This is a genomic window from Phyllobacterium phragmitis (assembly GCF_002980495.1).
Lineage (GTDB): Bacteria > Pseudomonadota > Alphaproteobacteria > Rhizobiales > Rhizobiaceae > Paramesorhizobium > Paramesorhizobium phragmitis.
In genome coordinates this window covers 14,579-28,130 of record NZ_PVBR01000015.1, presented here as the reverse complement: position 1 = coordinate 28,130, position 13,552 = coordinate 14,579, and the positions used below count along the sequence as shown (strand labels likewise).

Below are 13,552 nucleotides of genomic sequence, written 5' to 3'. Positions count from 1 at the left end.
TCGATCATTCGTTCACCAATTGCTTTTATGAAAAGAGTTCAGCAAGCAGTTGGAAGGGTGCGGAATGATTGAGAGCCTATCGCCTCGTATTCTCGGCAACATGAGCGCCGCCCTCGCCCTGTGGGATCAAATGGCGGGAGAAAATGATCTTGTCGGGGGCTTGCCCCAGTCGGCCGCCTGGGTGCGAAACTGGCACGACCACGCAAATGCGGATTGTTTCGTCGCCGCTCTTTATGACTCGGAAACCCCGGTTCTGCTGCTTCCGCTCGAAGTGGTGAAGTCGGGTTCGATCCGGTTCGCCCGCTTCCCCGGCGGCACCCATGCCAATTGCAATTTTCCAGTCCTTGCGCGTGATCATGCAGCCGAGATCGGCCGGAGCGATATCCGCTCCCTCACCCGCGCCATTCGTCAGGCCAGGCCGGACATCGATGCGCTACTCCTGTCAAGACAGGTCGATCTTCTCGAAGGCTTCAGCAATCCCCTGCTCCATCTCGACAAAACCCGCAACCCCAATCCGGTGCTGTCGGCTTCGCTTTCATGCGGCTTCGATGCCGTGACCGAGCGTAGCAACGCCAAGCGCAAGCGCAAGAAACATCGTCAGCATGCCCGTCGCTATGAGGAAGCAGGCGGACATCGGATCGTCACGGCAACCTCTGCGGCAGAGGCAACCGCGATGCTCGACCGGTTCTTTGCGATGAAGGCCGAACGCTTCGCTAAAACCGGCGTCACCGATGTTTTCGCCGATGCAGGGGTGCGGAAATTCTTCCGTTCGATCTTCGGCGAAGCCGCAGGCAACGAACCTGATACCTTCGAGATGAAGGCGCTCGAAGTGGCGGGAAGATCTCGTGCCATCATCGGAAAATCCTATTGGATGGACGGTCTGACGGTGGAATTCGGTGGCATTGCCGAAGACGAGTTCGTTTCGGCGAGCCCTGGCGAATTCCTCTTCTTCGAAGACATCATGCAAGCTTGCCAGGACGGCATGGCCGTCTACAGTTTCGGCATCGGCGACGAGCCCTACAAGCGCGACTGGTGCGATATAGAGCAGCCGCTCTATGACAGCATGGTCGGGTTCACGCTGAAGGGCCGTTCCTATGTCGCCGCATATCGGGTACGCAACGCCGCCGCAGCTGCGATCAAGAAGAACGCCCGGTTATGGGCCGTGGCCAAGAAATTGCGCGGCCTGCACGCCAGAAAACATTCATAGCGCCGGGCGCGGGTTCGGATTTTCGTCGCCGGATGGCGGAGTCGGCGTGGAGGATTCAGCGCCTGTAAGGATGATGACATCCTCAAATCCATTCTCGTCCAGATCAAGCGCCGACAATGCCACGGCGTTGTCATCGGGATCGACCACGCTCAGGATGATCTGGGTTGTGGCGCTGGTCAGCCTCTTCACGCTTTCAGCGTTTGACGGGCCGCATTCGACGATGACGAAATCATAGGCGGCTTCCAGTGCGTCGAAAATGATCGGCAGCCTGTCGATGGCCCGCATGGCGCGTTCAGGATCGGCGAGGCCGAGCGGCATGACATGCGCGTCCGAATAGTGATCGCTGTGAATGACATCGGTGAACTGCTTTTCCGAGGCAAGAAGATCGGTGATGCCGGCCACGGTCTTGCCGTCGAGCATCGTCCTGCTGATCGCGCCGGTGCCGGTCATGTCGATCAGGATGGAGCGGAGTTTTCTATCGGCTAATTCGCGTGCCAGATGAACCGAGGCCGCGGAACCATCATCGCCTTCCGGCGATACAACGAGGCCCCGCGATATGCCTGTTTCGATCAGGCGCGAAGCGATGGCGTGAACGCTGTGGGGATTCTCGGGAACGTCATCGCCAATGGTGGTGTAGCTGTCATAGATTTGTTGAATGGTTTCCGCGGAAGCGGGCGGGCGGGCCGGATACTCCGTGCCTGCAGCCGCTCTTTCCTCCGCTATCGCACGCCCGGGAACGGGTTGCGCAGTTTCATCGGCAGCAGGCATCTGGATTTCGTTCGCCGGCGCCTGCGCAACGCCGTCAATCGGCCGCATGGCGCGCCCGCTGAAAAGTTCGCGCAGCAGGACGAAGATCGAAAGCAGCAGCAGACCCGCAACAAATGTCGCGCCGACAATCGGCAATGTCTTGGGGAAATAGGGCTCCGCCGGCGTATCGGCGCGCGAAAACACGCGCGCATCGACCGGCAGGTAGTTGTGGTCGGTGCGCGATGCCGCTTCGCGATAGCGCGTCAGATAGGTCTGGAGCAATTCGCGCTGCGCCGCCGCTTCGCGTTCCAGCGCGCGCAGTTCCACCGCCTTGCCGCCAGCACGCGCGGCCTGGGCCTTCATCCCGTTCAGTTCGCGCGTCAGCTCAGTCTCGCGCAATCTGGCGACCGATGCCTCATTTTCGAAGCTCTTGAGTATCTTGCGACCTTCGCCGCGGACCTGTTGGTTGAGGTCGGCGAGCTGCGAGCGCAGAGCCTTGATACGGGGATGGCCGTCGAGAAGCGATGTGGAAAGGTCGGCGATATCGGTGTTGAGTTGTATCTGGCGCTCGCGCAGACGCTGCATCAGGCCTGACGATACGACGTCGGGCAAGGTATCGAGCGGCGCGCCTGTTTCAAGCGCCCGGCGGATGCTCGCCGCCTTCGCTTCGCTTGCCGCCCTGTTGGCGCGCACGCGCGAAAGCTCGGACGAGATTTCGGACAATTGCTGTGTGGCAAGCGTCGAGTCGTTCTGGCCGACCAGGAGATCGGAGGATGCGCGATAATTGGCAACCTTGGCTTCCGATTCCTTGACCCGCTTGCTGAGATCGGCGATTTCGGGCTCGAGCCAGTCGGTCGCATCGTCGTTCGACTGCAGCTTGGCGGCGCGCTGGAGGGTGATGTATTCGTCGGCGATGGCGTTGGATGCCTTGGCCGCCAGGGCGGGATCCTCCGATGAGAACTGCACGACGATCACCCGGGAATCGGGAACATTATAGACCTGCAGATGCTCGCGCATTTCGCGCAGCATGTTTTCGTCACCGGCAATCTGCGAGGGATCCCGCTTCAGCCCGAGAGCGATGAGGCCGCGCGACAGGAGCGACGGCTTGCCGAATTCGTCCGTGGCGGCAAGATCGAGCTTGGCTCCCACTTTCTTCAAGAGATCGGCGGAGGTGAGAACTTCCACCTGGCTCTTGACGCCCTCCTGATCGAGGACCGGGCGGTCGGCCGCGGTTTCGCCATTGGGCCGGGTGAAAATGGATTCACGCGTTTCGATCAAAACCCGGGTCTCGGCCCGATATTCCGGCGTTGACAGAAGGCAGAAAAGCAGAACAAGCGCGGCAAGCGCCAGCGCACCAACCAGGATGAAACGCCAGTTGCGCCGAAGGCTGGCGAAAAGAGCGCCTATATCTATATCGACATCGTTTCCGACGGAGCCTGCGCCAGACATGAACTTACTCCATACCAATTTTCAGCATGGTAAATGCGTATGGTAACCATCACGTTAAACTGCTGTTAGACAATTGTTATTGGAGATTATCAGTCGGTTAATACGCCGCCGCACGCGCCTCGTCTTCTTTCAAGAAAGCCGGCATTTCAGGATATGTCTTTACCAGCCATTAACCCTAATCATTCGATAAGAACATGGCGATAACGGCATGCGTGACAAGCGCGCCTGACGGTGTGGATATCGACCTCGTGGGTCGAGCAGAACGGCCAGCGCAGCGGCAAGGGTTCTAAGCGGTGCAGACAAGGCGCATTTTCCTGACGGCTCTCGGCATGATGGCTCTTACCATCGGCGGATGCGCCAGCTATCGCCCTGCGCCCGCCGCCTTCCACGAAGCGCTCAACCGGCCCTATATGCTCGATGCCGGCGACCGGCTGCGCATCACCGTCTTCGAGCAGGCCGATCTCACCAACACCTATAGCGTCGATCCCTCCGGCTATATCGCCTTTCCGCTCGCCGGCAAGGTGCCGGCCCGCGGCCGCACCCTGCAGCAACTCGAGGCGGCGATCGCCGCCAAGCTGCGCAACGGCTTTTTGCGCGATCCTGACGTTTCCGTCGAGATCGACCGCTACCGTCCGGTGTTCATCATGGGCGAAGTCGGCGCGGCCGGGCAATATTCCTATGTGCCGGGCATGACCGCGCAAAAGGCCATCGCCGCCGCCGGCGGCTTTTCGCCGCGCGCCAACCAGAGCGATGTCGATATCACAAGGCAGTTCAACGGCAAGATCATCACAGGACGCGTCCTCATCACCGATCCCCTCCTGCCAGGCGACACCATCTATGTCCGCGAACGCCTGTTTTGATGAATGATCAATGGTCACTGAATCGCCATTGCGCATCGTCCACTGCTTCCGTTCGCCGGTCGGCGGCATCTTCCGGCATGTGCGGGACCTGGCGAGCGCGCAATTCGCGGCGGGACACCAGATCGGCATCATCTGCGATTCATCGACGGGCGGTGTCTATGAGGACCAGTTGTTCGACAGCATACGTGACAAGCTGGCACTGGGCGTGCACCGCATCGCCATGCAACGTCATGTCGGGCCGGGCGACATTCTCGCCGGCATCAAGACTTACAAGATCATCAAGAAATTGCGGCCGGATATCCTGCACGGACACGGCGCCAAAGGCGGCGTCTATTCGCGCATATTCGGCACAGTGTTACGGGTTTCAAGGTCTCGCGTAGCCCGTTTTTATTCGCCGCATGGCGGCAGCCTGCATTTCGGCAAGGACGAATTGGAAGGGAAACTGGTCTTTGCGGCTGAAAGGATGATGGAGCCATTCACCGACACCATCATCTTCGTCTCGCAATATGAGCATGACAGCTATGTCCAGAAGATCGGACAGCCGAAATGCGCCAGCGTCGTCATCTATAACGGACTAACGGACACGGATTTCGAGAAGGTAGGCGCTTCAGCCGATGCGGCCGATTTCCTCTATGTCGGCATGATGCGTGACCTGAAGGGTCCTGACATGTTCATCAGAGCGATCGCTGAAGCAGAGCCTCTCACCGGCCGCAAATTATCGGCCATTCTCGTGGGCGATGGCGCCGACAAGCAGCGCTATATCAGCCTGACCGAAGAGCTCGGCATGGCCGACCGGGTGAAATTCCGTGATCCCATGCCGGTGCGTCAGGCCTTCCGCCTGGGGCAAACGGTCGTCGTCCCCTCCCGCGCCGAGGCCATGCCCTATATCGTGCTGGAGACGCTTGCCGCCGCCAAGCCCCTCCTCGCCACCCGCGTCGGCGGCATTCCTGAAATTCTGGGTGAGAATCCGGCCACGCTGGTCGCGCCCACGGTCAAGGCGTTGGCGGAGAAGATGGCCGAGATTGCTTCCGATCCAGTCGCCTATCGGGGAAAAATGCCCGATCATGAGGATATAAGGCGGCGGTTCGGCGTGGCGGCGATGGCGGAAGCCGTCGATGATGTCTACCGGACGGCGCTGAGACGCTGAACCACATCAAGCCTTTCTTAGTGGCTGGCGGGTATATATTATATAGAGCAACGAGATTTCTGCGATCTTCCGGGCGAGGCGCAACAATGAATAAAAAACATCCGAGCGGACCTTTCAGCAGGGAAGCGCTCACCCGGCTTGACGGTGCCGAGAACGGAAGCGAGACGTCGCAGCCCGTCACGCTCAATCCGATCGCCAGTCAGGTCGCCCACCAGTATCGCCGCGATACCATCTCACCAGTCATGGTCAGCGGGCTCCTGCGCATCGCCGAATTCGGGCTCGTGCTGGTTTCGGGCCTGGTGATCTTCGCGGTCTATGTGGGTATTCAAACCCACCTCGCCTATGTCTATCCGCTGGTGATCCTGGCGGGCGCATTGCTCTATGTAGTGCTGATCGAGATGACGGACGGCTATCAGGTCATGGCGTTGCGCAGTCCGGCACATTATGTCGGACGCCTGCTGCTGGCATGGATAGGCGTCTTCGCGATGCTCGCCCTGACGGGATTTCTCATGAAAATCTCGATCGAATATTCGCGCTTCTGGTTCGTTACCTGGTTTTGCACCGGTCTCGCCATGCTCGTCGTGCTGCGCTTCATCATTGCGCGCAAGATCCGTGGCTGGGCACGCAACGGCACGATGGAACGACGCGCTGTCATTGTCGGCGGCGGCAAGAACGCCGAGGATCTGATCCGGTCGCTGGAGCAGCAGCCGGACAACGACATCCGTATCTGCGGCATCTTCGACGATCGCGACAATCGCCGCTCTCCGCCCATCGTCGCGGGTTATCCCAAGCTCGGCAACATATCCGAACTCATCGAGTTCGCCCGCATCGCGCATATCGACATGCTGATCGTGTCCTTGCCGTTGACTGCGGAAGCGCGCGTTCTGTCGATGCTCAAGAAACTATGGGTGCTGCCGGTCGATATAAGGCTGTCGGCGCATACCAATCATCTTCGCTTCCGCCCCCGCGCCTATTCCTATATCGGCGCGGTGCCGATGCTCGACATCTTCGACAAGCCGATCAACGATTGGGATTACGTCGCCAAACGGGCTTTCGATATCGTGTTCAGCCTGTTGGGGATCATCGTCTTTTCGCCCATCATGCTTTTGACGGCCATCGCCATCCGGCTGGAAAGCAAAGGGCCCGTCATCTTCAAGCAGCAGCGGCACGGCTTCAACAACGAGATCATCAAGGTCTGGAAATTCCGTTCGATGTATATCGAACAATGCGATCCGACCGCGCGCAAGACTGTGACAAAGAACGATCCCCGAGTGACGCGGGTCGGGCGCTTCATCCGCAAGACATCGATCGACGAATTGCCGCAATTCTTCAATTCGCTGGTAGGTACGCTGTCGCTTGTCGGCCCCCGCCCGCACGCCATCGCCGCGTATTCGCATAATTTGCTCTATAATGAGGTGGTGGACGGTTATTTTGCCCGCCACAAGGTCAAGCCCGGCGTCACCGGCTGGGCGCAGATCAATGGCTGGCGCGGAGAAATCGACAATGCCGAAAAGATCAAGATGCGGACGGAATTCGACCTTTACTACATCGAAAACTGGTCACTCTGGTTCGATCTCAAGATCCTGTTCCTGACGCCGATCCGCCTTCTCAACACGGACAGCGCCTATTGAACGCGACGGCGGCAAATGGCCTCAGTTCACCGCCTGCCCCGGATCGGGCGGCGGTCAACCGGGCGCTCGTCCGGCTGATATCGAAGGCTGCAATCGGCCTCGGCGTCTTCCTGAGCGGGTTCGTGATCGACGAACCGGCGCCTTACGAGATCTACATGGCCGGGCTGATCGCCATCTGGGCGCTATTCGGCCTGAGGATATCGCGTACCGCGGCGGTGCTTCTGGCGCTCCTGGTTCTGTTCAATTTCGGCGGATTGATATCGGCAACCCAGATGCCCGATCTAAAGAGCGCACCGCTCTACATAGCCGTATCGCTCTTCCTGGCATTCACCGCGGTTTTCTTCACCGCCATCATCGAAGCGGATTATCACAGGCTATCGACGATCTTCCGGGCCTATTATCTGGCCGCCCTCATCACCTCGGTCTGCGGCATCCTCGGCTATTTCAATGCATTCCCGGGCGCCGACATTTTCACACTCTACGGGCGCGCCAAGGGGGCATTTCAGGATCCAAACGTCTTCGGGCCATTTCTGATCCTGCCTATAACATGGAGCATTCACCAGATTTTGACGGGAAAGCTCCGCGCCCTGCCGCTGCATCTCGTCCCCCTCCTGGTTCTCGTCTTCGGGCTTTTCCTGTCGTTCTCGCGCGCCGCATGGGGCATGCTGGCGGTTGTCATGATCCTCCTGCCGCTCATCCTGGCCATCCACAACCGCAACAACAAATTCCGCCTGAAGCTGATCATTCTCGCAGCACTCGCGCTCCTGATCATCGGCCTCGCCATTGCCGCCTCACTGCAGATACCTCAGGTGGCGCAGCTTTTCTTCGAACGCGCCCAGCTGGTGCAGGAGTATGACAGCGACCGCATCGGCCGGTTCGCGCGCCACTGGTACGGCCTGGTACTCGCCGTCCAGCATCCGCTCGGTATCGGCCCGCTGGAATTCGGCCCGATCTATGGCGAGGATACGCACAATATCTGGCTGAAGGCGGCGCTCGACTATGGCTGGCTCGGCTTCGCCGCCTTTCTGACGATGACGATGCTGACCATCGGCATGGGCCTGCGCATCCTCCTGCGCGACCGCCCGTGGCAGCCATATCTCATCTGTACCTATGTGGTTTACCTGACGCATGTCCTGATCGGCAATGTGATCGACACCGATCACTGGCGGCATTTCTATCTGCTGATCGGCATCATCTGGGGATGTGCGGCGCTGGAAGCCAAGTCCGGACTTAGAGAAAGCCGATCCAGCGGCCGGCGATGACAGCACCTGCCCAGAGCGCGATCGACAGCAATGCCGCAATCTGCACCCGCAGATGCATTTCACCGCCGGCAAGCGCAAGCCGCCAGTGGCGATTGTAGTTGACCATCAGCGCATTGACGATGCCAAGGCCTACCAGTCCGATCTTGACGAGGAACGCACTGTTCTGGACATAGGCGGTCGGGCGAACGGTGAAGAGCAGAAATCCCGTCAGGATGGCGAGGGTGACGCCCGCGATCGCCATATGCGACAACGGCGGACCGAGCACGGCGATCGGATAGCGTTTGAACAATCCGAGAACTCGGAGATCGAGCGTCACGATCGCGCCGACGAGGAGCCCGATCGAGAAGATATGCGCTGCATTGACAAGCAGATAGGCGATCATGGACCGTCGCAGCACGACCGCGACGGGCCAATCGGAGAGCGCCTGCAGCAGTTCCATCAGCGCGTCGGTCAGTTGGTCTTTATGCGTTGGGGATAAAGATCATAACTCTTGCCGCCAACCGTGATCCGCACCGCTTTCATGTGCTTTTCATCCGGATCGGTGGACCGGTTTCCAAGCACGACAACCTCATCGCCGACCTTTGCCGAGCCTTCAACGAACCCCGACCGCTCCGTCTGCCGTGGATTGGCGAGGTCCACGCGCCATACACCGTCATCGGCGGTTTCGACATCCAGTGTGGGATGCGGCGGCCCGATATAGATATCGCGGATTGTTCCTCGGAGTTCGATCTGTTCGGCCTCGGCCCAGGACCAACCATGATGCGCCGCGGCGCCCGAGACGATCAGCATCGCCACGACACCGCCGCTCAGAAACCGACTGAACATGTTCATCGTCATCTTTGTCTCCATCTGGCTCCGTACATGGTAGAAATGGCGCGGTGTGCGCATTAATCAAATGCAGTCGGGTGCTTTCGATATCGGCGACCTGTACCACGCCTGTTTCCACCATAGCTTGCAACTTCCGCTGTTTCACTGCATTCTTCAAACCCTCTGGAGAGGACGGGTGCATGAAAGCGGGCCAAGTTCTTAGGGCGGTGCAGGCGATCTATGGTTGCCTGGCCGAAGACGGCGATGAGCGAAATTTCCTCGACGCGTTGCGTGCCAGCGTGGGAGCCGAGCATGTCGTGCTGCATCGTTTTTCCGACACGGATGTTGCTCAATCCTGGACTTGCAGCCGGCTGGCCGGCATCGATCCACGCATTTTCGAATATATCGCGGAAAGCGATGATTTTGGTGCGGTGATGGGTCAGTTACGCCCCGGCCCCACTATACGCATGTCTTCCCTGATGTCGCCGAAGGAGTTGGAGAACACCCCTATCTATCAGGATATTATCCGGCCGTTGAATGGCGGCCTCGCTTCCGTTGCTCTTCGCCGCGATGGGACGGAGATCGTCTCGGCCATTGCCTGTCGATCCGCCGCCAAAGACCGCGATTTCGATGATGGCGATTTGACCGTCATGGACATGCTGATGCCTCACATCGTCATGGCAAGCCGCATTGCGCGACGCATTGCCAATTTGCAGCGTGCCGCTTCAAGCACCTATCAGATATTGAATGCCATGAGCGACGCCGTGGTGGTGCTAGACCGTGAGTTCCGCCCACTCTATCTGAACAAGCGGGCAGAGATGATCGCGCGTGATGCTGCAGGTCTCAAGATTTCCCGCGACGGGGTATCCGCAACGGCCAATAAAGAAAATGCCCGGCTCCAGGCTGCAATCCGTGTGGCCGCGGGTCTCGACGAAAACCGGAACGATCTGGAGGATACGGCAAACCGCTCGACGTTTGCACAGATGCGGCTTGCGATTTCCAGCGTTCCGGGACGATTGCCGTTCATTGTCTCCGCTGTGCCAGGCAGCGCGATACTGGGAGACCAGCGTGTCTCGGCGATCCTGCTGATTGTGGACCCTGAAAAGAGCCGCAATCTGTCCCTGATCGAAATGCGAACGCAATATGGGCTGACCCAGCGGGAAGCGGAGCTGACGGCACTGCTATGCCGCGGGGCACGCATAGCGGAAGCAGCCTCGCATCTTGGAATCTCAGTCGGCACCGCCCGCCAGTATCTCAAGGTCGTCTTTGAAAAAGTCGGGGTCAATCGGCAGATCGATCTGGTTCGGCTCGTCGGCTCCATAGCGGCCTAGTGGATTGACTCCGACGCTTCGCTCCCGCGAAACGTCGGCCCAACCACTAGATAACCTTTTGTTTGTGTTTGTTTCTTTTACACATTTGCGTCCAATTCCATCGGACTCAAATGTTAGAAACAAACCACTAGAACCACTCCCATTCATTGCTTCGCACCGCGAACAATTTAACCGGAAGATCAAAAATTCCGCGCGGCCCTCCCATATGGGAGCTGTCGCCGGCGATATCCTATAGTAGATGCAGCTTGGCACCGCTGTAGCAACTGGGGATGATGACTATGGCCGGCGATCCGAGCCCTCAAAACCAATATTCAATCGAGTATTTCGCCAAAAAGCATCGCATCACGCCGATGCAAGCCGAAATGATTCTGGAGCGATGCGGGAATTCAAGAGAAATGGCGAACGAGGAAGCTATTCGCTTCAAACAGCAAGTGAAACTGCCCTTCCGCTTCGACGGACGTTCCCATGGACGCCGGTCTTCACTATAGGCTCTGCTGTCCGTAGACCACCGCGCTCCTCACATGGTAGGCCTCGGTGGTGCCGGACCAGGTGCCGGGGCCGGTTCGGGATCAGGTGTCGGTTGCGGCACCGGATTTGGATCCGGGAATGGCCCAGGGCGGGGCCCAGGGGGAACCGGCCGTGGCTGCTGGCCGTTGGCTGCGTGCAATGGCGGCTCACGAGTCTCGTCAGGATTGGGAACCGGCACTTCATCGGGCAAAACGTCAGGCTCCGGCTCCTCGATCGGCTCAGGCTTCCATGCGGGAGCCGGCATGGGCGGCTCTTCGTCCGGAACCGGCTGTTTCGGATCGGGCATTTCGATACTCCTTTCTCTTTCAGAAAAACCCTGATGCACCCAGATTGTTCCGTTTTGACGCGCCGAACATCCTAATCCCGCCGAGGTGGAATAGCCCTGACGGATGGATGAGATTTCGACCAGCAATCTCCAATTTACGATGCCCCTCTCCTATAATGCCTGGACCACACATAAGCCCAAAAGCTGAGTTTAAGATCACACTGTGAGATGCCCAGGAGGAATAAGGCATGCGAACGTTACGGGTAAAAAGGTTTCTATGGGCAATACTTCTGATTGGGCTCTTTCTATCGCCGATGTCGATACGGGCCGAAGCTGCCCCCGATGCTCTGACGCCATTGATCGACGCCATTGCACAGCGCATTGCCATCGCCGATCAGGTTGCGTTGAGTAAATGGGCTAGTCATGCGCCTGTGGAAGATCTGAAGAGGGAGCAAGCCGTTCTGACTGCAGTACCCGCTCAGGCATCGCGTTTCCGCCTTGAGCCCGACCCGACGCAACGCTTCTTCTCGGCGCAGATCGAGGCGAACAAGCTCGTTCAGTACGGGCTGCTGTGGCAGTGGGTACAGACTGGGAAAGCGCCTTCCGGGTCGCATCCAGACCTGCACGAAATCCGTGCGCAGCTGGATCGATTGCAGAACACATTGCTCGAACGTCTTGCAGCGTTCGATCCTTATCGCAGGGATGCGCGGTGTAACCAATGGGTCGCCTCGACCATCGCCGATGCCGCTGCAGATGATCTGCACCGTTGGGCTCTTGTTCGTGCGACAGGGGCGCTTTGTGCGAAACCCGAGTAAATCAGTGTATCGCGCTCGTGGATAGCGGTGCAGTGCCAGAAATGCCGTTCTTCATGGCGACACGCTCGGCAGCACCGCGGCAATATCGTGGGAGGACGTTCTTGGTGTTGCCGATCCCGAGGAAAAATGCTCCCTTTTGCATCATTGTGATACCGATCCATTGTGACCAATCCGATTGACCTGCGAGTATCTTCATGGGCGTTTTATCAATTGTGAAATACCCCGATCCGTTGTTGCGACAAGTTTCGAAACCAGTCGATCAGATCGATGATGATGTGCGCGCGCTGTCACAGGACATGTTGGACACGGTATATGCGGCAAAGGCAGCGGGGCTTGCCGCCGTTCAAGTCGGCAGTCTCTTGCGCCTGATGGTGACCGATGTTTCATACCGTGACGGCGAGCCGGCCCCTCACATTCTCTTCAATCCCGAGATCGTCGAAACATCCGACGAGCAAAGTACGTATCAAGAGGGATGCTTGTCGGTGGGTGATTTTCGCGGAGAAGTCAGACGCCCCGCCACAATATCGGTCAGATATCTCGACGTCGAAGGCAACGAGAAGGTGCTTGCGGCGGATGGGCTGCTCGCAACCTGTATTCAGCACGAGATAGATCATATGGACGGCGTCTTGTTCCTTGACTATCTTCCCGCCGAGGAGCGCGACGCCATCGTCAGCCAAGTTCTAGCGGAGCAGGAAAAGACCAAGCCGCTCGACGAGCCCCAGGACGGGGGAACTCCTACAGCATCGGCCCGAAAATCGGAATCGATTTTCGGAAAGCACGATGCGTAGATTCAAAGGCTTGAGACGCGTCCTTTGTGCGTCCAATTGGACGCACGGCGCTCTAGCATCAAGTCGAGTAAATGACGCGTATAGCTCTGCTGCGGATGCTCGAAAAGCGCCTCCGTGTCCGCGATTTCCATGATCTTGCCATCCCGCATGACCGCCACCCTGTTGCACGTCTGGCGGATCACGGCAGATAGTGGCTAAAACAATTGCGGAATATCCGTGGGACTTTCTACCACGGAACAGCGTAAACCGGTGAGGAACGCCCACTTTTGTTCCAAAAGTCTGATTTAGGCCTTGCGAAAAAATCGTTGATAATCTACGGCTTTCGACGGTTCGGAGCGTAGCGCAGCCCGGTAGCGCACTTGACTGGGGGTCAAGGGGTCGTGGGTTCGAATCCCGCCGCTCCGACCATTATATCAATCACTTAGCTACCGTATAGTGATTGGGCAGTTTTCAGTATTTCTGATAGTTTACAATCTCTGTAGCGCAATTTCGTTTGGCAGAATTGCGCAGCTTCGGTTGGCATCAATTGATCGGGCAGCGCCAAGATCGGCCTTCGAATCAAGATGGCTGCACGACATTCATATTCCCCCACCTGCGCCGAGAATATTCCGTCTCATCGATGGTCTTGAAAACTGCTTTCGGTAATGGGGAAAGGGCCTCAATCGCACCAGCTCTCGCGATGGCCGGGCCTGCCGCCTTAACGTAACCGGGGACG

At 58.4% G+C, this 13,552-nt stretch carries 11 protein-coding genes, 1 tRNA gene and 1 pseudogene; 10 read left to right on the top strand and 3 right to left on the bottom strand.

Annotated elements, in window-relative coordinates; genetic code table 11:
• Positions 1-64: 64 nt before the first annotated feature.
• The gene (locus C5748_RS18690) at positions 65-1,207 is read left to right on the top strand and encodes a GNAT family N-acetyltransferase (protein WP_105743455.1); all 1,143 of its coding nucleotides are present in this window, start codon (positions 65-67) and stop codon (positions 1,205-1,207) included.
• Here C5748_RS18690 and C5748_RS18685 read toward each other — a convergent pair.
• On the bottom strand, positions 1,202-3,403 hold the full coding sequence (locus tag C5748_RS18685) for a GumC family protein (RefSeq protein ID WP_105743454.1): 2,202 nt from the start codon (positions 3,401-3,403) through the stop codon (positions 1,202-1,204). The genes C5748_RS18690 and C5748_RS18685 overlap by 6 nt on opposite strands.
• 329 nt (positions 3,404-3,732) lie before the next feature.
• Here C5748_RS18685 and C5748_RS18680 point away from each other — a divergent pair, with 329 nt between their 5' ends.
• The 4 genes from C5748_RS18680 (at position 3,733) to C5748_RS18665 (ending at position 8,303) form a co-directional block, all read left to right on the top strand.
• Entirely contained in the window at positions 3,733-4,263 is a 531-nt protein-coding gene (locus C5748_RS18680; protein ID WP_105741382.1) for a polysaccharide biosynthesis/export family protein, read from the top strand.
• A gap of 10 nt (positions 4,264-4,273) precedes the next feature.
• On the top strand, positions 4,274-5,410 hold the full coding sequence (locus tag C5748_RS18675; protein ID WP_105743453.1) for a glycosyltransferase family 4 protein: 1,137 nt from the start codon (positions 4,274-4,276) through the stop codon (positions 5,408-5,410).
• A gap of 86 nt (positions 5,411-5,496) precedes the next feature.
• Positions 5,497-7,041, top strand: coding sequence for an undecaprenyl-phosphate glucose phosphotransferase (locus C5748_RS18670; RefSeq protein ID WP_105743452.1), 1,545 nt, complete (start codon positions 5,497-5,499; stop codon positions 7,039-7,041).
• A complete protein-coding gene (locus C5748_RS18665; protein WP_105743451.1) occupies positions 7,038-8,303 on the top strand; it encodes an O-antigen ligase family protein in 1,266 nt (421 codons plus the stop codon). The genes C5748_RS18670 and C5748_RS18665 overlap by 4 nt, the downstream gene beginning before the upstream one ends.
• On the opposite strand, the gene C5748_RS18660 is transcribed toward C5748_RS18665, so the two are convergent.
• Both C5748_RS18660 and C5748_RS18655 read right to left on the bottom strand, forming a co-directional pair.
• Complete coding sequence (locus tag C5748_RS18660) at positions 8,272-8,742, bottom strand: DUF2214 domain-containing protein (protein ID WP_105743450.1); 471 nt, start codon at positions 8,740-8,742, stop codon at positions 8,272-8,274. The genes C5748_RS18665 and C5748_RS18660 overlap by 32 nt on opposite strands.
• An 11-nt stretch (positions 8,743-8,753) precedes the next feature.
• Positions 8,754-9,140, bottom strand: a complete 387-nt coding sequence (locus C5748_RS18655; RefSeq protein WP_105743449.1) for a DUF6152 family protein — start codon at positions 9,138-9,140, stop codon at positions 8,754-8,756.
• 170 nt (positions 9,141-9,310) lie between these two features.
• Between C5748_RS18655 and C5748_RS18650 the strand changes: the two genes are divergently transcribed.
• From C5748_RS18650 to C5748_RS18625, 5 genes and pseudogenes are all read left to right on the top strand, one after another.
• A complete protein-coding gene (locus C5748_RS18650) occupies positions 9,311-10,441 on the top strand; it encodes a helix-turn-helix transcriptional regulator (protein WP_105743448.1) in 1,131 nt (376 codons plus the stop codon).
• A gap of 278 nt (positions 10,442-10,719) precedes the next feature.
• Entirely contained in the window at positions 10,720-10,929 is a 210-nt protein-coding gene (locus tag C5748_RS18645) for a hypothetical protein (protein WP_105743447.1), read from the top strand.
• 553 nt (positions 10,930-11,482) lie between these two features.
• Positions 11,483-12,049: a chorismate mutase gene (locus tag C5748_RS18640; RefSeq protein WP_105743446.1), complete on the top strand. Its 567-nt coding sequence runs from the start codon at positions 11,483-11,485 to the stop codon at positions 12,047-12,049.
• A 194-nt stretch (positions 12,050-12,243) separates the two neighbouring features.
• Positions 12,244-12,753, top strand: a pseudogene (gene def / locus C5748_RS18630) (peptide deformylase); the annotation flags it as partial.
• 415 nt (positions 12,754-13,168) lie between these two features.
• Positions 13,169-13,245 (top strand) — tRNA-Pro (locus C5748_RS18625).
• The last annotated feature ends 307 nt before the right edge of the window (positions 13,246-13,552 follow it).

Bases quoted from the DNA above. Each gene is read 5' to 3' on its own strand.
- C5748_RS18650 (WP_105743448.1), top strand. From the start codon at position 9,311: ATGAAAGCGGGCCAAGTTCTTAGGGCGGTGCAGGCGATCTATGGTTGC.
- C5748_RS18685 (WP_105743454.1), bottom strand. From the start codon at position 3,403: ATGTCTGGCGCAGGCTCCGTCGGAAACGATGTCGATATAGATATAGGC.
- C5748_RS18655 (WP_105743449.1), bottom strand. From the start codon at position 9,140: ATGACGATGAACATGTTCAGTCGGTTTCTGAGCGGCGGTGTCGTGGCG.
- C5748_RS18680 (WP_105741382.1), top strand. From the start codon at position 3,733: ATGATGGCTCTTACCATCGGCGGATGCGCCAGCTATCGCCCTGCGCCC.
- C5748_RS18670 (WP_105743452.1), top strand. From the start codon at position 5,497: ATGAATAAAAAACATCCGAGCGGACCTTTCAGCAGGGAAGCGCTCACC.
- C5748_RS18675 (WP_105743453.1), top strand. From the start codon at position 4,274: ATGGTCACTGAATCGCCATTGCGCATCGTCCACTGCTTCCGTTCGCCG.
- C5748_RS18690 (WP_105743455.1), top strand. From the start codon at position 65: ATGATTGAGAGCCTATCGCCTCGTATTCTCGGCAACATGAGCGCCGCC.
- C5748_RS18640 (WP_105743446.1), top strand. From the start codon at position 11,483: ATGCGAACGTTACGGGTAAAAAGGTTTCTATGGGCAATACTTCTGATT.
- C5748_RS18645 (WP_105743447.1), top strand. From the start codon at position 10,720: ATGGCCGGCGATCCGAGCCCTCAAAACCAATATTCAATCGAGTATTTC.
- C5748_RS18660 (WP_105743450.1), bottom strand. From the start codon at position 8,742: ATGGAACTGCTGCAGGCGCTCTCCGATTGGCCCGTCGCGGTCGTGCTG.